The sequence below is a fragment of the Haladaptatus caseinilyticus genome (genome assembly GCF_026248685.1).
Taxonomy (GTDB): Archaea; Halobacteriota; Halobacteria; order Halobacteriales; family Haladaptataceae; genus Haladaptatus; species Haladaptatus caseinilyticus.
In genome coordinates this window covers 1,627,857-1,646,221 of record NZ_CP111036.1, presented here as the reverse complement: position 1 = coordinate 1,646,221, position 18,365 = coordinate 1,627,857, and the positions used below count along the sequence as shown (strand labels likewise).

19 protein-coding genes are annotated in these 18,365 nt (G+C 60.7%); 9 read left to right on the top strand and 10 right to left on the bottom strand.

Translation table 11 applies throughout. The features are described 5' to 3' along the window. Positions 1 to 7: 7 nt before the first annotated feature. Positions 8 to 697 (bottom strand): metallophosphoesterase, encoded by a 690-nt coding sequence (locus OOF89_RS08960; RefSeq protein WP_266075325.1) that lies wholly within the window; start codon positions 695 to 697, stop codon positions 8 to 10. 246 nt (positions 698 to 943) lie between these two features. After that, positions 944 to 2,398 carry a proline--tRNA ligase gene (gene proS / locus OOF89_RS08955; protein ID WP_266075323.1) on the bottom strand — a complete coding sequence of 485 codons (1,455 nt, stop codon included), beginning with the start codon at positions 2,396 to 2,398 and terminating at the stop codon, positions 944 to 946. 216 nt (positions 2,399 to 2,614) lie between these two features. On the opposite strand from proS, the gene OOF89_RS08950 reads away from it, so the two are divergent. After that, the gene (locus OOF89_RS08950) at positions 2,615 to 2,758 is read left to right on the top strand and encodes a hypothetical protein (protein WP_266075321.1); all 144 of its coding nucleotides are present in this window, start codon (positions 2,615 to 2,617) and stop codon (positions 2,756 to 2,758) included. Between the two features lie 19 nt (positions 2,759 to 2,777). Here the strand turns inward: OOF89_RS08950 and OOF89_RS08945 are convergent, their stop codons facing one another. Next, a complete protein-coding gene (locus OOF89_RS08945) occupies positions 2,778 to 3,254 on the bottom strand; it encodes a hypothetical protein (RefSeq protein WP_266075319.1) in 477 nt (158 codons plus the stop codon). Between the two features lie 304 nt (positions 3,255 to 3,558). Between OOF89_RS08945 and OOF89_RS08940 the strand changes: the two genes are divergently transcribed. Both OOF89_RS08940 and OOF89_RS08935 read left to right on the top strand, forming a co-directional pair. Continuing rightward, positions 3,559 to 5,475, top strand: a complete 1,917-nt coding sequence (locus OOF89_RS08940; RefSeq protein WP_266075317.1) for a beta-CASP ribonuclease aCPSF1 — start codon at positions 3,559 to 3,561, stop codon at positions 5,473 to 5,475. Positions 5,476 to 5,552: 77 nt separating this feature from the next. Then, entirely contained in the window at positions 5,553 to 6,101 is a 549-nt protein-coding gene (locus tag OOF89_RS08935; RefSeq protein WP_266075315.1) for an NUDIX hydrolase, read from the top strand. Positions 6,102 to 6,133: 32 nt separating this feature from the next. On the opposite strand, the gene mce is transcribed toward OOF89_RS08935, so the two are convergent. The 5 genes from mce to OOF89_RS08910 form a co-directional block, all read right to left on the bottom strand. Then, positions 6,134 to 6,517 carry a methylmalonyl-CoA epimerase gene (gene mce, locus OOF89_RS08930; RefSeq protein WP_266075313.1) on the bottom strand — a complete coding sequence of 128 codons (384 nt, stop codon included), beginning with the start codon at positions 6,515 to 6,517 and terminating at the stop codon, positions 6,134 to 6,136. Positions 6,518 to 6,581: 64 nt separating this feature from the next. Next, positions 6,582 to 7,853 (bottom strand): WD40/YVTN/BNR-like repeat-containing protein, encoded by a 1,272-nt coding sequence (locus OOF89_RS08925; RefSeq protein WP_266075311.1) that lies wholly within the window; start codon positions 7,851 to 7,853, stop codon positions 6,582 to 6,584. 75 nt (positions 7,854 to 7,928) lie between these two features. Then, the gene (locus OOF89_RS08920) at positions 7,929 to 9,611 is read right to left on the bottom strand and encodes an acyl-CoA mutase large subunit family protein (protein ID WP_266075310.1); all 1,683 of its coding nucleotides are present in this window, start codon (positions 9,609 to 9,611) and stop codon (positions 7,929 to 7,931) included. A gap of 389 nt (positions 9,612 to 10,000) precedes the next feature. After that, on the bottom strand, positions 10,001 to 10,600 hold the full coding sequence (locus OOF89_RS08915; protein WP_266075308.1) for a GNAT family N-acetyltransferase: 600 nt from the start codon (positions 10,598 to 10,600) through the stop codon (positions 10,001 to 10,003). A gap of 89 nt (positions 10,601 to 10,689) precedes the next feature. Next, positions 10,690 to 11,151: an MGMT family protein gene (locus OOF89_RS08910; RefSeq protein WP_266075306.1), complete on the bottom strand. Its 462-nt coding sequence runs from the start codon at positions 11,149 to 11,151 to the stop codon at positions 10,690 to 10,692. Positions 11,152 to 11,238: 87 nt separating this feature from the next. On the opposite strand from OOF89_RS08910, the gene trpC reads away from it, so the two are divergent. From trpC to OOF89_RS08880, 6 genes are all read left to right on the top strand, one after another. Next, the gene (gene trpC / locus OOF89_RS08905) at positions 11,239 to 11,991 is read left to right on the top strand and encodes an indole-3-glycerol phosphate synthase (RefSeq protein ID WP_266075304.1); all 753 of its coding nucleotides are present in this window, start codon (positions 11,239 to 11,241) and stop codon (positions 11,989 to 11,991) included. Continuing rightward, positions 11,988 to 13,235, top strand: coding sequence for a tryptophan synthase subunit beta (gene trpB / locus OOF89_RS08900; RefSeq protein WP_266075302.1), 1,248 nt, complete (start codon positions 11,988 to 11,990; stop codon positions 13,233 to 13,235). The genes trpC and trpB overlap by 4 nt, the downstream gene beginning before the upstream one ends. Beyond that, positions 13,232 to 14,050 carry a tryptophan synthase subunit alpha gene (trpA, locus tag OOF89_RS08895; RefSeq protein ID WP_266075300.1) on the top strand — a complete coding sequence of 273 codons (819 nt, stop codon included), beginning with the start codon at positions 13,232 to 13,234 and terminating at the stop codon, positions 14,048 to 14,050. The genes trpB and trpA overlap by 4 nt, the downstream gene beginning before the upstream one ends. A 33-nt stretch (positions 14,051 to 14,083) precedes the next feature. Beyond that, positions 14,084 to 14,878 (top strand): 2-amino-3,7-dideoxy-D-threo-hept-6-ulosonate synthase, encoded by a 795-nt coding sequence (locus OOF89_RS08890; RefSeq protein WP_266075298.1) that lies wholly within the window; start codon positions 14,084 to 14,086, stop codon positions 14,876 to 14,878. 81 nt (positions 14,879 to 14,959) lie between these two features. Then, the gene (locus OOF89_RS08885; protein ID WP_266075296.1) at positions 14,960 to 15,748 is read left to right on the top strand and encodes an SDR family NAD(P)-dependent oxidoreductase; all 789 of its coding nucleotides are present in this window, start codon (positions 14,960 to 14,962) and stop codon (positions 15,746 to 15,748) included. A gap of 73 nt (positions 15,749 to 15,821) precedes the next feature. Further along, the gene (locus OOF89_RS08880) at positions 15,822 to 16,991 is read left to right on the top strand and encodes a 3-dehydroquinate synthase II (protein WP_266075294.1); all 1,170 of its coding nucleotides are present in this window, start codon (positions 15,822 to 15,824) and stop codon (positions 16,989 to 16,991) included. 37 nt (positions 16,992 to 17,028) lie between these two features. Here the strand turns inward: OOF89_RS08880 and OOF89_RS08875 are convergent, their stop codons facing one another. Beyond that, on the bottom strand, positions 17,029 to 17,442 hold the full coding sequence (locus OOF89_RS08875; protein ID WP_266075292.1) for a DUF7575 domain-containing protein: 414 nt from the start codon (positions 17,440 to 17,442) through the stop codon (positions 17,029 to 17,031). A gap of 206 nt (positions 17,443 to 17,648) precedes the next feature. After that, positions 17,649 to 18,320, bottom strand: a complete 672-nt coding sequence (locus tag OOF89_RS08870; RefSeq protein ID WP_266075290.1) for a type I 3-dehydroquinate dehydratase — start codon at positions 18,318 to 18,320, stop codon at positions 17,649 to 17,651. Positions 18,321 to 18,365: the final 45 nt, after the last annotated feature.

The window sequence follows — 18,365 nt, the reverse complement described above, 5'->3', positions numbered from 1 at the left end:
GGCGGACTCACGAGGACTGGGGTGTGACGATGGAATCGTCGCTTCGTTCCTTCCCGGTGCCGACTGAGGGTTGGACGACGAATTCGTCGTGCCGGTAATCGTAGGCAGTAAGCGACCCACCGTAGACGCATCCGGTGTCGAGGCCGACTGTCAGCGTGCGCTCGATTGGCTGTTCGAGCACCGTGTGCCCGAAGAAAACCCGTCGAGGCCCGTCGTACCGTTCGAACCAGAACGGACGGTCGTAACTGCCATCGGGTCGCAGGGAGCGCGTCGTCTGGAGGTCGTCGATAGAATGGTCTGAAAGTGATTTTCGCGGATCGACACCGCCGTGAACGACGAGCGAATCGTCCCACGAAATCGCCACGGGGAGCGACGCCACGTACTCGCGTTCGGCCGGGCCGAATTCGGAAAGGACGGTGTCACCTCGAAGGAGCTTTTCCTCGTTGTTTCCCCGAACCGAGAGCAGGTTGTCGTTCGACCGAACCAGTTCGAGAACCCCGAGACTGTCCGGGCCTTTTCGAATCAGGTCGCCGACGAACACCACGAGGTCGTCGTCACCGACCGAGAGCGTATCGAGAAGCGCTTCCAGTTCGGTCCGACAGCCGTGAACGTCACCGACGACGTAGATGTCTTTCCATTCCTCCGCGTCGATTCGGCGGTGCGGCACTTCGTCGGCGAATATCGGATTCGAGGCCATTGTATGTACGGAAGCCGTGGTTAGCAAGGTGAACGACTTCGTCGGTGACAGAAACCCGCTCGGCGACATAAACTATTTATAATATTCGTCAGTAACGGTCTGATCGATATATACCGGTACATAGCCGTAATCTGGAAGAAAATCCGACCAAGAAATCGTCGCTACAACGAACATCGGTACGCTCGATACCGTTGGTCACACACCGGTCTCAAAAATCGATGTCGAACGGCAGTTATTCCGTAATCGCTAGTACGATTTGGCGAAGTACGCCGTCTCCTCGGCCACATCGCCACAAATCGCACACTCGTCGCCGATCGGTTTCTCGTCACGGTCGAGGGGAACCATCACGATTTCCGCCGAAATCGGCTCTTTGATAGCTTCCTCACACTCCTCGTCGCCACACCACGGCGCTTTCACGTAACCGCCATGTTGGCCGATGGTCCCGAGAATGTCCTCACGGGAGTCGGCTTCACGAATGTTGTCTTCGAGGTTCTCCTCGGCCGCCTCGTACATCTTGTCGTACACGACGGTGAAGTGGTCCGCCATCGCGTCTGCGATCCCGACGCGATCCTCCACGACCGATTCGCCGTCGGGGCGATGAACGACGGTCACTTCGTCGTCTTCGACCTCGTGGGGGCCGATTTCGAAGCGGACCGGGACACCTTTCAGTTCCCACTCGTTGAACTTGAAGCCGGGGTTGCGCTCGTCGCGGTCGTCCAATTCGACGCGGACGCCAGCGGCTTCGAGGTCGTTCGCGATGCCTTCGGCGTAGGAGAGAACCTCCTCGCGGTTCTCTTCCTGCCAGATCGGGACGATAACGACCTGTTCGGGGGCAAGCGCGGGTGGGCAGACGAACCCTTGCTCGTCGCTGTGGGTCATGATGAGCGCGCCGAGTGCACGCCACGACAGTCCCCACGAGGTGGTGTGTGCAGGGCTTTCGTCCTCGTTCTCGTCGGTAAACGTGAGGTCGTATGCCTCCGCGAATCCCTGTCCGAGATAGTGGCTCGTACCACCCTGCACCGATTTTCCGTCGGGCATCAGCGCCTCCACCGTCGTCGTGGTATGTGCACCGGGGAACTTGTCGTGTTCCGGTTTTCGGCCGCGAATGACCGGGATTCCCAGCACGTCCTCGTAGAGCCGTTCGTACTGAGAGAGGCGAGTCATCGTCTCGTCCCATGCTTCGTCTTCAGTTTCGTGGGCGGTGTGTCCCTCCTGCCAGAGGAACTCCTTGGTGCGGAAGAACGGCTTCGTGTCGGTCGCCTCCCATCGAATCACGCTACACCATTGGTTGAGTCGCAGTGGCAGATCGCGATGGCTACGCACCCACTGGCTCATGAACGGCGTGATGATGCTCTCGCTCGTCGGCCGGAAGGCGAGTCGCTCTTCGAGTTCGTCGTGCCCACCGTGTGTTACCCACGCCACCTCGGGGTCGAACCCTTCCACGATGTCGCTCTCGCGTTCGAGGTAGCTCTCGGGGATGAGTGCGGGGAAGTAGGCGTTCTGTGCACCCGTGTCTTTGAACCACGCGTCGAGGTGGTTCTGGACTCCCTCCCAGAGGGCGTACCCGCGGGGGCGAGTGACGATGAACCCACCCATGGGGGCGTAATCCGCGAGCCCTGCCTTCTGTACCACTTCGGCGTACCAGTCGCCGGGACTGTGTGACTTCGACTCGGTGATGCCGAGTTCCTGGTCGTTGCTCATACTCGGAGGTCAGCCACGAGAATAATAAACCCGCGGTGTTCGTCGCGGGTAAACTCCGGGGAGAACCGATTACGGCGACAGCGTGAACGTTTCGCTACCGGTCGTGCCGTTACCGTCGTCCAAGTAGTAGTCGATGGTTACGTCGGTGTCGGAACGAAAGACCAGTGGACCATTGAGTGGTATCGACTGGCCGGAATCGGCGTCATCTGTTATACGGTGTCGTATCTCCTCTCCAATCTGTTCGCCGGAGACGCCCCCTGGTGGGTTGTCGTAACGACCATCGGTGCACTCTCCCTGGGATACATGGGATTCGACATCACACGCGGCGGGCGTCGTTTCGATGTCAGCACGGACAGCTGACTCGACTCCTGTAACTCGACTACTCGACCGAAAACGGGCTTTCCGTCTCCGTCCACTTCCATCCGGGGAGTCGAGTCTGAAATCCGGCGGCGAGGGCGGCGTCCAAGTCATCGACACCGGCAACCTCATCCGCCGCGTGGTGGTGTACGTCGGCGAAATGAAACGTTGCCTCCCCGAGCAAGCGAAGCGGTTGGTTACCCGCGATCATGCCTGCGAGTTCCCTGCCGAGGAGTTCATCCACGACGAATCCGGGATAGTCGTTTTCAACGTCCAGCTCACGGAGGATGGCGACCAATCCGGCGACGTTCACCGCGAGGTCACCAGTAGCGAACAATACATCCACTTCGTCGCGGTACTCGGCTTCACCGACTTCGGCGACGGTCGTATCGAACGCTTTGCCAAGTTCCTCACGGACGAGGTTGATGAGCGTCACGACCTCCGCTCGGCTACGCACCCACTCGCGCTCGTCGGCAACGCGGGACGGGGAGAGGTTCATACGACACACATCGGGAAGAACGGATTTAGCAGTTTTGAGAAGGCTTTTATAATCGCACCGTTTACTGAGTGATAAGCGGGTTTTCCTGAGTCCCCTATGAGCAGTTGGCTTTCGGAGACCGGGACCATACTATGCGCATCAGTGCGCGCGACATCAAAATCCCGCAAAAATAAGCGAGACAATCTATGCTGTGCTGTATAAGTCGTAGTGATTACGGTGTTCGAACGCACCGTTTACGACAACATCCGAGATATCGGACAAACAGCATTCGCTCTCACGACGGACGAAGCGGACTGTTTTCACCATGAGTAAAGTAGAGCAACAACTCGAAGACCTCAAAGCAACGATTACGAGCGAACTGCCGAGCGACATTTCGGTGTCGGACGTAAAATACGAAGGACCCGAACTCGTCGTCTACACGCGCGATCCGAAAAAGTTCGCGCAGAACGGAGACCTGATTCGGAAACTAGCGAGCCAACTTCGAAAGCGAATTACGGTTCGCCCCGACCCGGACGTACTTTCACGACCCAACACTGCCCGACAGGATATCCTCGAAGTGATCCCGGACGAAGCGGGCGTCACTGACCTCGATTTCCACGTCGATACCGGCGAAGTCGTTATCGAAGCCGAAAAGCCGGGAATGGTCATCGGCAAACACGGCAGTACGCTCCGGCAAATCACGCAGGAAGTCGGCTGGACGCCCGAAGTCGTTCGGACGCCGCCGATCGAATCCTCGACGGTGTCGAACGTTCGAAACTTCCTGAAACAGGAACGCGAAGACCGGCGCGACATTTTGGAGAAGGTCGGTCGGCAGATTCACCGCGAGGAGATGAGCAACGAGGAGTGGGTTCGTATCACCACACTCGGCTGCTGTCGTGAAGTCGGTCGCGCGAGTTTCATTCTCTCGACACCGGAGACGCGAATTCTCATCGACTGTGGAGACAAACCCGGTTCCGACGACGTGCCGTACCTCCAAGTCGAGGAAGCGCTCGGCGCGGGTGCGAGCACCATCGACGCGGTGGTGCTCACCCACGCTCACTTGGACCACAGCGCCCTCCTTCCCCTCCTGTTCAAATACGGCTACGACGGCCCGATTTACACGACCGAACCGAGCAGAGACCTGATGGGGCTGCTCCAACTCGATTACCTCGACGTGGCCGCAAAGGAAGGCCGCGTTCCCCCGTACGAAAGCGAGATGGTTCGGGAAGCGATCAAACACACCATCCCGCTCGAATATGGCGACGTGACGGACATCGCACCAGACGTGAAACTCACGTTCCATAACGCTGGCCACATTCTGGGGTCGTCGGTCACGCATTTCCACATCGGAGATGGGCTGTACAACGTCGCGTTCTCGGGTGACATTCACTACGAGGACACTCGCCTGTTTAACGGCGCGGTCAATGACTTCCCACGCGTGGAAACCCTCGTCCTCGAATCGACCTACGGTGGACGAAACGACTACCAGACCGACCAAGCGGACTCCGAGGAGCGACTCAAGGAGGTCATCAACGAGACGTACGAGAAAGGCGGCAAAGTCGTCATCCCCGCGTTCGCGGTGGGGCGCTCACAGGAGATGATGCTCGTCATCGAAGAAGCGATGCGAAACGGCGACATTCCGACCATGCCGGTACATCTGGACGGAATGATTTGGGAGGCGACTGCCATTCACACGACGTACCCCGAGTATCTCCGTGACGACCTTCGCGACCGGATCTTCCACGACGACGAGAACCCGTTCCTCGCGCCACAGTTCAACCACATCGACGGCGGCGAGGACGAGCGACAGGACGTCGCCGACGGCGACCCGGCGATCATCCTCTCCACCTCCGGGATGGTCACCGGCGGCCCCATCATGTCGTGGCTCGAACATCTCGGCGGCGACCCGGACAACACGATGGTCTTCGTCGGCTACCAGGCACAGGGGACGCTCGGTCGGCGCATCCAGACAGGATGGGACGAGATTCCACTCAACGGACGTGGCGGGCGCAACAAGACGCTCAGCCTCGAAATGGACGTCGAGACGGTCGATGGCTTCTCCGGTCACGCCGACCGCGCCGGTCTGATGAACTTCGTGAAGACGATGAACCCGCGCCCCGAGAAGGTGCTCTGTGTCCACGGTGACGAGAGTTCGACCCAAGACCTCTCCTCATCGCTCTACCACGAGTTCAACATCCGAACCTTCGCGCCGAAGAACCTGGAAACGTTCCGGTTCAAGTAGTATCGCCGTCGCTTCACTGGAATTCATTCCGCTTCGAGCGATACCCTGATGTGAGTACGGCTTTTTGATTCGGTGCCATGTCGCTGGCCGAGCGGATGCGAGTTGAGATAGACGACCGAGCCGAACGGTTGCGAAACCGATACGGCGACGTTTCGGTTTGCGAGACGACCGTCGAAAACGATCCCGAATTTTTCGCCCACGGCCGCGAGCTCGCCGAAGACGGTTGGCTCGGCGATGCAGGTGCATTCGTAACCGATGGCGACGGACGGGCATTGTTCATTCGCCATCCGAACGCCCCCGAAACGTGGGGCGTTCCGGGCGGCGGCCACGAACCGGGTGAGAGCCACACGGAAACGGCACTCCGGGAAGTTCGAGAGGAGACGGGTATCGAATGCGAGATAACCGGCGTCTGGTGCGCCCGACGTAAAACGATCGTGTTGGAGACAGATCGGGAACAGCGACTGCACGCGCTAACTGTTCACTTCGACGCACGGGCGATGGAAACGGCGGGAACATCGACCGACGACGAAGAGGTTCTGGAGGCGAAGTGGTTCACGAATCCACCCGAACCCGTATTCGACTTCCTCGAACCGAAAGTCGAAGCTTGGGCTCACAGCGAGGAGTGACCTTCCGCATTCCCCTTCCCTTTCGTCGGCCTTCAATGCTCGACGAACTCGATGAGCACGCCACCCGTCGATTTCGGATGCAAAAAGGCAACGTCGTGCCCCCACGCGCCGAGGCGAGGTTCGTCATCGATGAGTTCGACGCCGTGTTCGCGGGCCGTTTCGAGCGCGTCCTCGATGTCGTCGGTTCGAAGCGCGACGTGGTGAATTCCGGCTCCGCGGCTGTCCAGATAGCGGGAGATGGTTCCCTTCTCCATCGGCTCCAGCAGTTCGAAGTAGCTCTCGCCGAATTCGAGGAAGACGACGCGCAGGCCGTCGAACTCCTCCTCGTGGGCGACTGGTGCGTCGAAAAGATCGGCGTAGAGGGTCGCCAGTTCGCTCGCGTCGTCTGTTGCGATACCGAGATGGTCGATGTGCATGATCGGAACTCATCGGGAGGGGGTATAGTTTCGGTGAATCGTGACGAGCGGCGCTGGCGACGATCTACCGGTCGCTGGGGTTTCCCCGCGACTCAGGCAGGACCCGCTCGACTATCGTCCCTCCGGCCCCGACGGCTATCCCGCGATTGGCGCCGACGGTGACCCCTCGAAACTCGTTCGCTGTCGTCACGATTCGCTCCCACTCCGCCGTCGAATCGGCCCTTGCGCGTTCGTAGACGACTCCGTTCGCTCCACAGACGACTACCCGATCATCATTCCGTGCGAGCCCCCGGAGGGGGTCGTCTCCGAGTCGGGTCGGCGTCCAGTTTCCATCGGCGTACCTGTGGAGAACGCCGTCGTCGTCGGTAACGGCGCAGTCACCACGGGCGATCGCCGCGATATCCGTGAGGGTTCCGTTTACACCACCGACGCCGATTTCCCGGAACGTCTCTCCGCCGTCGGTCGTTTCGAACACTGAATCGTTCGTATCACAGCAGTAGCCGACGGACCGGTCCACGAACGTCACGGCACAGAGGCTCGACCCGCTTCCGGGTTTCGTGGGCCCGACCCATGCGAGGTCGCTATCCCGATAGCGACCTCGTAGCACGTGACCGGAACCGTTGACGAGCAGTATCGTCGCGTCGTCATCCGTTCCGGAGACGGCGATATCCGCCCAGTTGTCGGTGATTCCCGAGGGGGCCGAGTAATCCGTGTGTCGGGCGGTTTCCGAATCGAGACGACCGAGGGAACCGCTGTTACCGGCGAACCAGACGCTCCCTCCGTCCGCCGTCGTGTCCGCGCCGCGGAGGGTATTTCCGTCCGCGCCCGGACCGTCCGAAAGGAGGACCTGCCACTCGGAGTCCGACGTTGTATCGTCGGCGAGCACGACCCCGTCTTCACCGACCGCATAGGCACCCTCAGCCGTGGCGACGGCGTCGAACAGCGTTCTGTCGGTCGGTGTCTCGGCTGTCGCCCAATGCGGTTTTTTCGCTGGCGTCGTTTCGGTCGGTTCGTCGGAATCCTTCGCGGCGACTGCCTCATCGGACGTATCCACACCTGCAGTGGCCTCCGGATTCGGCTTCGAATTCGAAGTGACGTCCGATGTCCCAGTTCCGTCGGCGCTCGATTCGACACCGGAAACGTCCGCACCGCGGAAATAGAGGATGAGTGGCGGGAGAACGTAGACGGCGACGGCGACGACCGCGAACCCTCGATGCGCGAACGTGAGCATCCCGAACGCGGTCAATCCCGCCGTCGCAAGCGCGTGTATCCACGTCTTCGTGTAGCGCCGATAGAACGGAACGAATCCGCGACGAGAAGAGGTGAGGGAGGTCATTGCCTAGTCGTTGTACTGGAGACGGGTGAGGCTTTTCGCCACGACGAAAGTGAATTCGGTGCGGTAATCGAATCCCTAAACCGCAGTTCCGGGGCGGTATTCGCCGAATACGTCCCGGAGGACGTTGCAGATTTCGCCGACCGTGGCGTAGGCCTTCACGGCGTCGATGATGTACGGCATCAGGTTGTCGTCGCCTTCCGCAGCAGTGCGGAGTGCGGAAAGTACCTCCTCGACGCGTTCGTCGTCACGTTCCGCTCGAACCTCGTTCAGGCTCTCGATTTGGCGGCGTTCGTCCTCTTCGGTGACCTCCTGGATGTCCATCTCGGGTTCTTCGTCCACCTCGAACTCGTTGACGCCGACGATGATCCGCTCGCCAGCCTCGACTTCCTGCTGGCGGTCGTAGGCAACGTCCTGAATCTGGCGCTGCACCCACTGGCTTTCGATTGCCGAAGGCATTCCGCCCTTCTCGTCGATGGTATCGAGGAGGTCGAAGGCTTCCGCTTCCAGGTCGTCCGTGAGTGCCTCGACGTAGTAGCTTCCGGCGAGCGGATCGATCGTGTCCGCGGCCCCGCTTTCGTGGGCGAGGATTTGCTGGGTTCGGAGCGCGGTTCGCACGCTCTTTTCGGTCGGGAGCGCGAGCGCTTCGTCCTTCCCGTTCGTATGAAGGCTCTGCGTGCCGCCGAGAACGGCGGCCAACGCTTGATACGCGACGCGAACCACGTTGTTGTCGATCTGCTGGGCGGTCAGGGTAGAACCTGCCGTCTGCGTGTGGAACTTGAGCTGTTTCGATTTCGGGTTCTCCGCGCCGAATCGCTCCTCCATGATGGTGGCCCACATTCGTCGGGCCGCACGGAACTTCGCGACTTCCTCCAGTATGTCGTTGTGGGCGTTGAAGAAGAAGGAGAGTTGGGGCGCGAACTCGTCCACGTCCAGTCCGGCGTCGAGTGCGGCCTCGACGTACGCGATACCATCGCCGAGTGTGAACGCCAGTTCTTGCGCCGCCGTCGCACCGGCCTCACGGACGTGATACCCCGAAATCGAGATGGTGTTGAACTTCGGCGTCTCCTCGGCGCAGAACTCGAAGATATCCGTGATGACCCGCATCGATGGTTCCGGCGGGTAGATGTACGTGTTTCGCGCGATGTACTCCTTCAGCAGGTCGTTCTGAATCGTGCCGCGAAGTCGTTCGCGGGGGACGCCCTGCTCGTCGCCAACCGCGATGTACATCGCCAGCAGGACGGATGCGGGTGCGTTGATCGTCATCGACGTGCTCACCTCGTCCAATGGAATCCCGTCGAAGACGGTTTCCATGTCGGCCAGCGTGTCGATGGCCACGCCCGACTTTCCGACTTCGCCCGCCGACATCTCGTCGTCGGAGGTGTAGCCCATCTGGGTCGGGAGGTCGAACGCCATCGAGAGACCGCTCTGGCCGTTGTCGAGCAGGTAGTGATAGCGTTCGTTCGTCTCGTCCGCCGTTCCGAAGCCGGCGTACTGGCGCATGGTCCACAGTCGCCCGCGGTACATCGTCGGGTAGACGCCGCGCGTGTAGGGATCCTCGCCCGGGAAGCCGAGGTCCTCCTCGTACTCCAGATCGGCCACGTCGTTTGGCGTGTAGAGACGGTCTACCGACTGCCCGTCCGTATCGGTCGTGAACTCGTCCTTTCGTTCACCGAATCGGTCGATTGTCGGGGAGAGCGTCTCGTCCTCCCAGTCGTCTTTCCCCCGGCGGATTTCTTCGAGGTCGTCCGCGTCGAACATTGTCTGGATTGTTGCGGGGCTGAGCCTTAAGAGTTGACGGACGACTTCGGCCAGCACGGGAATTTTCCGCGGTATTGCCAGCTACCGTCGACTCCGAACCCCACGCGCCGGGGTAGCTCATATCGATTCGCGCACTCTGGATGTTCCATGTGGCGCGCGCTGGCATCGGCCCGAGGAGGGCAGTCGTCCGAGGGTCGGTGCTGACAGCGCGCGAGGGACGACCGAAGGGAAGTCGGTTGGGGAGGGGGTGGTCTACGCGGTAGCGGCCGTGGGGAAAACGAAAGGGACCACCGTCCTCCATTCAGACGGCAGGAGTTTCCAAAGCTGCGTCACCGTAGCAGCGGGACCAGTGGAAAAGAACTCCAAACCCACACCATAGTCACGTCGAACTACTGTCGCCCGGTGTCGTATTTGTATGTCGCCTCGTCAGGGTCGATACCGAACTCCTCTGCCATGTCGTCGGCATCGTCCGTGTCCGACGGTGTAGTCTCCTGCGGTCTGGCGCTTTTGAACCGCTCGCGCAGGCGGTCGGGCATCTCGAACTCACCGACTGAGAGCATCATCGGGATAGCGTCCGGTTCGGTCCGCTCGCGCTTCGCGCCGAGTCGCTCCCGAAGTTTTCCGGGCAAATCGTCGACCTCGATGGCTTCGAATCCGAACTGCGCGAGGAAATCGGGGACACCGACGAGGGCGTACACCGCCTCGAAACCGTCGTCCCCAGCTTTGTCGATGAGGCGTTCGATGACGTGCGCGCCGACCCCCTGTTCGCGCCACGCTTTTACGACACCGATGCTGGTCAGCTCACAGATTTCCGGTGCATCGTCGGGTTTGTGGATTCGAATCCGACCGAACCCGGCTTTTTCGCCTGACTCTTCGTCGATGGCGATGACGTAGTCGCGGGACCGAAAGGCGGTTTCGTCTAACCCCATCGCCTCGATGTTGTCGAGCAGCCAGACTTCCTCCCTGTTTTTGGCATCCCGGACGTACATGCGGGAAGATACGTTGGCAGTCGTCAAAAAGTCATCCACCGCGATAGCAAGGAACGTTCGAGGTGAAACGGGACGGTGGGGCGAATCGATTACAGTCCTTCCAACGACCGCAGTTTCTGCTCTACGTCCGGTGGTGCCGCACTTGGACCGTCACGAACCCGGTGGTCGGGAACGAGGAGGGGCGCTGGGTTGCTGTCCAAGGCAGTCCGAACGAGATCCAAATCCGCGTCCTCGGTGTGGTCGAGGTCGGAGGTCATTCGGGTCAGCGTTTCGACGTTTACCTGCTCGCCGTAGGGGATTTTTCGCACCGCTTCGAGGACGTTTCGTTGGTCGGTCGGGAGCGTCAGAGCGACCTGCACGTCGTCGAAATTATCCTCCACGCCTTCCAAATACGCGATGATTCGGTCTAGGACCGCGTGGTCTTCCTCGGTATCGTCGTCGGCCTCGCGAGGGAACGTGACCCGCAAAATGCGACCGCTTGCGACCCCCATCTGCACGAACCGCTCCAGATAGGGCGACTCCTGCGCGTAGATACCGGCATTCTCGTCCATATCGGGGAGAACGCACCTCGGAAACATCAACATTCGTGTCCAACGGACGCAAGCCTTATGTACAAACTAGTCCGTTGATGTACGATAATGAACGCAGGAGACGAACTCGCACCCGCGGTGCAGTCCATACTTCGGGATGCGAGAAACCGAGACACACCCGACGAGCACGTGTCCGTAGATGCTCGCTCGCTTCCGGAGGCGATCGCACACGCGGAGGCGGACGGGCGGGTGCCAGTCATCGCGGAAATAAAGCCGACAAGTCCGACGACGGACGGGAACCGATCAGATGATCCGGTAGAACTAGCCGAAGGAATGGTTGAGGGGGGTGCAACTGCTCTCTCAGTGCTGACCGAACCGACGCATTTCGGCGGTTCGGCGGAGACCCTCCGCCGGGTTCGCGAGGCGGTGGACGTTCCCGTACTCCGCAAGGATTTCATCGTGGAGGAGGCACAATTCGACACGGTGGCTGCCGACCTCGTTTTGCTCATTGCCCGATTCGTGGACGACCTCGAACGACTGGTCACGTCGGCCCGTGACCGCGGTTTTCAGGTGCTCGTGGAAGTCCACACGAGTGACGAACTGAAAATCGCGGTGGACGCCGGCGCGGACATCGTCGGCGTGAACAATCGTGACCTCACCGAACTGACGGTGGATCTGGACACCTTCGAAACGGTCGCACCCGACGTGCCGAACGACGTGACCCTCGTCGCCGAAAGTGGGATCACGACGCCCGACGATGCACGGCGGATGCGCGAGGCAGGCGCAGACGCTCTCCTCGTCGGGAGTGCGATCATGGACGGGGATGTAGCCGAAAATACACGGAGGCTGGTTTCCGCATGAGCGCGAACGGGAGCGATACCGAAAACGACGCAAAATTCGGCGAATATGGCGGCCAGTACGTACCGGAAGTGCTCATGCCCGCTATCGAAGAACTCCAGTCGGCGTACGAGCGATACGTCTTGGAAAACGAGGACGACTTCATGGACGAATTCCGTCGCCATCTCCGTGATTTCGGTGGCCGACCGACCCCCTTGCAGTACGCGGATGCACTCAGCGAACGATACGATCGCGACATCTACCTGAAGCGCGAGGATCTGGTTCACGGTGGAGCACACAAGTTGAACAACGCGCTCGGGCAGGTCTTGCTGGCGAAGTACATGGGCAAGGACCGAATCGTCGCGGAAACTGGCGCGGGCCAGCACGGCACCGCGACCGCGATGGCCGCGACGTACCTCGGCATCGACTGCGAGGTGTACATGGGGCGAACCGACATCAACCGTCAGCGCCCGAACGTCTTCCGGATGCGAACCCACGACGCGGACGTGAATCCCGTGGATGTCGGCTCCGGAACGCTGAAAGAAGCCATCAACGAGACGATGCGCGACTGGGCGACCAACGTGGAGGACACCCACTACGTCATCGGGAGCGTCGTCGGGCCCCATCCCTTCCCACGAATGGTGAGGGATTTTCAGGCGGTCATCAGTGAGGAAGCGAGGGAGCAGATTCAGGAGCAAGCGGGAAGACTGCCCGACAGCGTCGTCGCCTGCGCGGGTGGCGGGTCGAACACGATGGGCGCGTTTCACGAATTCGTCGGAGATGAGGACGTCTCGCTGTTCGCAGTCGAAGCGGGCGGGTCCGGCCTGACGATCGACGAAGACGAAGGCCTCGCCCCGCATTCAGCCTCGCTTTCGACGGGCGAGAACGGCGTACTTCACGGTGCGCGGACGAAACTGCTTCAGAGCGAGGACGGACAAATCCTCGAATCCCACAGCGTGAGCGCGGGACTCGATTACTCCGGCGTCGGGCCGGAGCTCGCACATCTCGCCGAAACGGGTCGCGTAACACCAGTCAGCGTCGGAGACGATGCCGCACTCGAGGCGTTCCACCGTCTTTCGAAACTGGAAGGGATCATCCCTGCACTGGAGTCGAGCCACGCGATCGCATATCTGGAAGCGGCGGAGGAATTGGGCGACCTCGTCGTCGTCAACGTCTCCGGACGGGGGGACAAGGATCTCGATACGGTCATCGAGGAGAGCGAGAAACGCGGCATCGATGCCGCGCCGAGTATGGAGGTATTCGAATGAGCGACCGACGATCAGCCCTCGGACCCGCGTTCCGCGACGAACCGGCACTGGTTCCCTACGTCGTCGCTGGTGACCCGAACCAGGAGGCGACGAAGGAGTACGTCAACGCACTCGCACGAGGCGGGGCCGACGTCATCGAACTCGGATTGCCGTTCTCGGAACCGATTGCGGACGGGCCGACGATCCAGAACGCCATTCAGCGCGCGCTTTCCGGCGGAATGACGCCCGAGCGCTACCTCGACCTCGTCGCCGAGCTGGACGTGGACGTACCGATCGTCTGTATGACTTACTACAACCTCATCTATCAGTACGGTGATTCGGAGGGCGTCGAGGCGTTCGTTGCCGCCGCGGGAGATGCTGGCATATCCGGTCTTATCGTCCCCGACCTCCCGGTCGAGGAAAGCGACCCGCTCAGAGAGGCCTGCGACGAACACGGCCTCGACCTCGTGTTCATCGTCGCACCGACGACCACGGACGAGCGTGAAGCGAAAATCCTTGCGCAAGCGTCCGGATTCGTCTACGTACAGGCCCGAATGGGAACGACTGGTGCTCAGGCGAACGTGAGCAGCGCAACCCACGACAGTCTCGGGCGCCTCGCCGAAACCGACCTGCCGAAGGCGGTCGGTTTCGGCGTGAGCGAGGGAGATCACGCGAAGGAGATCGTTGCGGGAGGCGCTGACGGCGTCGTCGTCGGGAGTGCCCTCGTGGATATCATCGCCTCCGGGGAGAACGTCGCGGAGCGACTCGAATCGAAAGCCACGGAACTTAAATCTGGGGCACTCAGCGGCGAAGAGGAAGTGCCGCAACCGGAATGAATTTCAAACTAGCTTGCCACATATTCACATACAATGAACACGGGAATTTCAGCACGACTCGACCGCATCGGACGTGACGGGCGGTTCGTCATCGTTCCGATGGACCATGGGATTACATTGGGTGCAGTACGCGGCCTGAAAAACATCGAAGCCACGATCGACGCGGTAACACGTGGGGGGGCGGACGCCGTTCTCACACAGAAAGGGATCGCACCACGCGTCCATCCGGACAAAAACGGCGCGGGGTACATCGTCCATCTGAACGCTTCGACGACCATCGGCCCGGACGCGAACGACAAACGAATGACCGGTACCGTCGAGGAAGCCATTCGCGTCGGGGCCGACGCCGTTTCGTTCCATATCAACGTCGGGAGCGACCACGAACCCGACCAGATCACCGACCTCGCGGAGGTGTGCAGCAAGGCGGACAAGTTCGGTATGCCCGTTCTCGCCATGTCCTACGCCCGCGGACCGGGCGTAGACGAACACGATGCAGAGAGCCTCGGCCACGCAGTTCGGCTTGCGGAAGAGGTCGGTGCGGACGTGGTGAAAACGGCCTACAGCGGGGACAGCGAAAGTTTCGAACACGTCGTCGAATCGACGCGCCTCCCGGTGGTTATCGCAGGGGGCGCTCCCGGAGGCGACGAAGCAACCCTCGACGCGGTTCGCGGTGCGATGGATGCGGGCGCGGCGGGCGTCTCGATCGGCCGCTCCGTCTTCCAACACGAGAATCCGGAAGCGATTGCACGCGCGGTTTCCAGCGTCGTTCACGATGATCTGTCCGCCGAAGACGCGCTCGATGAAGTCGGGCTACTGGCCAACGCGTAACTGTTGACGTTCGTCTCGGCGACTCGTTCTCGAACTCCGTTGGCCAAATCAATTACCTACCACTCCGCCCGACCCTTTTCTATGGGTTCGCCGACATACGACTACAGTGACGAGACGGTCATCGTAACGGGCGGCAGTTCCGGTATCGGGAGGGCAATTGCCACACGGTACGGCGCCGCGGGCGCGACGGTTATCGTCGCCGATGTGCGCGAAAACCCGAAGGACGTGGGTGAGACGATTCCGACACACGAGCGAATCATCGAGCAGGGTGGCGAGGCAGAATTCGTCGAAACGGACGTCTCAGACCCAGACGAAATAGAATCGGTCGTGGCGGCAGCCCACGAGTTCGGGGGCGTGGATGTGATGGTCAACAACGCTGGACTGTTCGTCGAGGGTGACTTCGTCGATGTTTCGCCCGAGGACTTCGACCGAATATTCGCCGTCAACACGAAGGGTGTTTTCTTCGGGACACAGGCCGCCGCAAGCGACATGTTGGAACGGGGCGAGCCCGGAAACATCCTCAATACGGCGTCCATCTCCTCGAACGTCGCCCAACATGGACAGGTGCAGTACGATGCGACGAAGGGTGCAGTGCGAATGATTACACGCGGTACCGCGCTCGAGCTTGCCGAACACGGGATTCGGGTAAACGCCGTTGCCCCCGGCCAAATCGCGACCGAGTTCGTTGACGGGCTCGCCGAGCAAATGAAAGAAGACGCCCGAACCGGCGGGTTTTTGAAACCGATACCCCTCGGTAGGCCGGGATATCCCGAAGATATCGCAGGTGCGGCACTGTTCCTCACGAGCGAGGCCGCTGGATACGTGACCGGCGAACTCCTCCATGTGGATGGTGGATGGCAGATCTGTTGAGAAATAAACAATCGAGGGCGGAGACATCGCCGTATCCGCCACGTTCAAGCCACCACGATTCGACCGTGAAAATATGACACGCTCCGTGTGGCTCAAAGCCGATTCCGAGGTCGGCGACTGGGACGACCGTCGTAAACGAATCACCGCCGGACTGGAAGCCGGTGTAGACTGGGTTCTCGTCGACGAACGCGACGTAGAGCGCGTACGAAAGCTCGGCGAAGTCGACGTCGCGGCGTTTCGTACCGACGGCGACGTCCACGTCATCGACGTCGAAGAGGAGTTCGCGCCCGAACCGGACGCCAGAATCGTGGGCAAGGATGGCGAAGGTGACGGCACGGTTGACCTCCCATCGGATTTCTCGGGGTCGGCCGACCTTTCAACGCTCCGCCGTGAAGACGAAGCCGAGGGAGCGTTCGTCCGTATCCTGAGCGAGGAGTACGAGGCGTTCGCCGAAGCCGCGGCAGAAGCAGCCGACTACACCATCGTCGTCGGCGAGGACTGGACCATCATCCCGCTCGAAAACCTCATCGCCCGAATCGGCGAGGAGACGGAACTCGTGGCCGGAGTCACGAGCGCGGACGAAGCCCGAACCGCGTTCGAGACGCTGGAACTGGGAGCCGACGCCGTCCTGCTCGACAGCGATAATCCGGACGAGATTCGCGCAACCGTTGACGTTCGGGACGCCGCGGAGCGCGAAACGCTCGATTTGGAGTGGGGCGAAGTACTGACCATCGAACAGACGGGAAGCGCGGACCGCGTCTGTGTCGATACAGGGTCGTTGATGGAACACGACGAGGGGATGCTCATCGGTTCGATGTCGCGGGGTCTCTTTTTCGTCCACGCGGAAACCGCGGAGTCACCCTACGTCGCTTCGCGGCCCTTCCGGGTGAACGCGGGAGCGGTCCACGCCTACGTTCGTGTTCCCGACGGCGGGACGAAGTACCTCTCGGAACTCACGAGCGGTGACGAGGTCCAACTCGTCGATACCGATGGCAACACCCGCGAAGCAGTGGTCGGGCGGGTGAAAATCGAAAAGCGTCCGATGTTCCGCGTCGAGGTCGAAACGGCGGAGGGCGACCGGGTAGAGACCCTGCTCCAGAATGCGGAGACGATCAAAGTCCCCACGCGAGACGGCCGAAAAGCGGTCACCGACCTCGAAGTTGGCGACGAACTGAAACTCTATTTGGAGGGCGGTGCGCGCCACTTCGGCGAGAGCATCGAAGAGAGCATCATCGAACAGTAGTCCGAACAGCCAAACGCAACCGGCCGACGGTTGGTTGCTATGCGGACGTCTCTTTGTCTATCGGGTTCGTACACCAGTGACAGAACTCAAGGTCGTCGTCTACGCTTCGATTGCAGTGTGGACAGCGAAGTTCTCCGTCGCCGGAGGATCCGGTCGTCGGTGCGCGGTTACCACGCAAAGCCGTCCAGTAGGCATCCAAGATGTTACACAATTGGACGACGAGAATCGGAAGGACGACGCTCGTTTTGAGTCCCTGTACTGCCTGCGAATAGGCCGTAAAACCACCGGTTTCGACCGCCTGAAACGTCTCGGGAGGGATGAACACCATCGCGGTGACGAGGGCGAATCCGAACCAGAGAAGCGCGCGAAGCCACTGGCGGAGGTAGGCGTGCCCCAAACCGGGATAGATGAACGCCAGTCCGGCCGCAAGCCACGGACGCCGTTGTGTCATTTTCCGAGGGTTGTTGGCGAGCGGTGTTAAATCCTTGCAATACGGCTTTCTTGCAAGGTAGCTATTCCGTGGTGCTTTTCTGACATTTTCGAAGAACGATTCGCTGCTGGATTTTTCCGGCGAACGTGACCCCCGGCGTTTGCCAAGTCCGGGCCGACTACATTCCAATCGCAACAAACGACGGTACGAAGCCCCACGCAAACTCATCACGACAGCTCTTGCACGAGGTGGGACAAGGTTGCCAAATCGTATTGCCCGGGTGCAGTGGCATCAGCCGAATCCAGTGGAGCGTAGCCGATTTTTGACCCATAAACCGGCGCGACAGCCCGCGAATGGCGACCGATTTCACCCATTGCTATGGTCGCGACCCGACGTCCGTCTTCCGTGAGTCGGTCCGTCACCGAGAACAGATCGAGCACATCGGAGCGGGAGTTGGCGGTCACCGCCAGTTTTCCCACATCGGCGTGGTCGGTCGCCCGTTCGAGCAGTTCGTACATTCGCTTTTTGGGGGGTGTCGTTTCGAAGTCGTGAATCGAGGCCACGACTGCCGCGTCGTGTTGGCGGGCCTGCTCAATCACTCGCTTTCCGTCGCCCGAAAGGAGCGTCTCCAGTTCGAGGTCGATTGCGGCCACGGCGTCGTTTTGTACGGCGGTTTCGAGCGCGTCCAGTCTGGTCTCGCCACCGGTCGCCTTGCCTCCTTCCCACGAAGCGCGGTTCGTGGCGAGAATCGGTAGTTCGCCGTCGTAGGCCGCGAGTTGGTCGAGCGGGTCGGTCGCCAAGTCCATCCGAAACTCCACCATATCGGCGTGATCACGGACCCGGGGTTCATCCCCGAGGGTTGCCGTGCTCGCCATAAGGGCGAACGAATCGAACTCCATGGCGGATGGTCACCCCGACAGCACAAAAGGCTACTCGGATCGGAT

Coding starts and splice junctions, on each gene's coding strand:
- OOF89_RS08960 (WP_266075325.1), bottom strand. CDS start 697: ATGGCCTCGAATCCGATATTCGCCGACGAAGTGCCGCACCGCCGAATC.
- proS (WP_266075323.1), bottom strand. CDS start 2,398: ATGAGCAACGACCAGGAACTCGGCATCACCGAGTCGAAGTCACACAGT.
- OOF89_RS08945 (WP_266075319.1), bottom strand. CDS start 3,254: ATGAACCTCTCCCCGTCCCGCGTTGCCGACGAGCGCGAGTGGGTGCGT.
- OOF89_RS08940 (WP_266075317.1), top strand. CDS start 3,559: ATGAGTAAAGTAGAGCAACAACTCGAAGACCTCAAAGCAACGATTACG.
- OOF89_RS08935 (WP_266075315.1), top strand. CDS start 5,553: ATGTCGCTGGCCGAGCGGATGCGAGTTGAGATAGACGACCGAGCCGAA.
- mce (WP_266075313.1), bottom strand. CDS start 6,517: ATGCACATCGACCATCTCGGTATCGCAACAGACGACGCGAGCGAACTG.
- OOF89_RS08925 (WP_266075311.1), bottom strand. CDS start 7,853: ATGACCTCCCTCACCTCTTCTCGTCGCGGATTCGTTCCGTTCTATCGG.
- OOF89_RS08920 (WP_266075310.1), bottom strand. CDS start 9,611: ATGTTCGACGCGGACGACCTCGAAGAAATCCGCCGGGGGAAAGACGAC.
- OOF89_RS08915 (WP_266075308.1), bottom strand. CDS start 10,600: ATGTACGTCCGGGATGCCAAAAACAGGGAGGAAGTCTGGCTGCTCGAC.
- OOF89_RS08910 (WP_266075306.1), bottom strand. CDS start 11,151: ATGGACGAGAATGCCGGTATCTACGCGCAGGAGTCGCCCTATCTGGAG.
- trpC (WP_266075304.1), top strand. CDS start 11,239: ATGAACGCAGGAGACGAACTCGCACCCGCGGTGCAGTCCATACTTCGG.
- trpB (WP_266075302.1), top strand. CDS start 11,988: ATGAGCGCGAACGGGAGCGATACCGAAAACGACGCAAAATTCGGCGAA.
- trpA (WP_266075300.1), top strand. CDS start 13,232: ATGAGCGACCGACGATCAGCCCTCGGACCCGCGTTCCGCGACGAACCG.
- OOF89_RS08890 (WP_266075298.1), top strand. CDS start 14,084: ATGAACACGGGAATTTCAGCACGACTCGACCGCATCGGACGTGACGGG.
- OOF89_RS08885 (WP_266075296.1), top strand. CDS start 14,960: ATGGGTTCGCCGACATACGACTACAGTGACGAGACGGTCATCGTAACG.
- OOF89_RS08880 (WP_266075294.1), top strand. CDS start 15,822: ATGACACGCTCCGTGTGGCTCAAAGCCGATTCCGAGGTCGGCGACTGG.
- OOF89_RS08875 (WP_266075292.1), bottom strand. CDS start 17,442: ATGACACAACGGCGTCCGTGGCTTGCGGCCGGACTGGCGTTCATCTAT.
- OOF89_RS08870 (WP_266075290.1), bottom strand. CDS start 18,320: ATGGAGTTCGATTCGTTCGCCCTTATGGCGAGCACGGCAACCCTCGGG.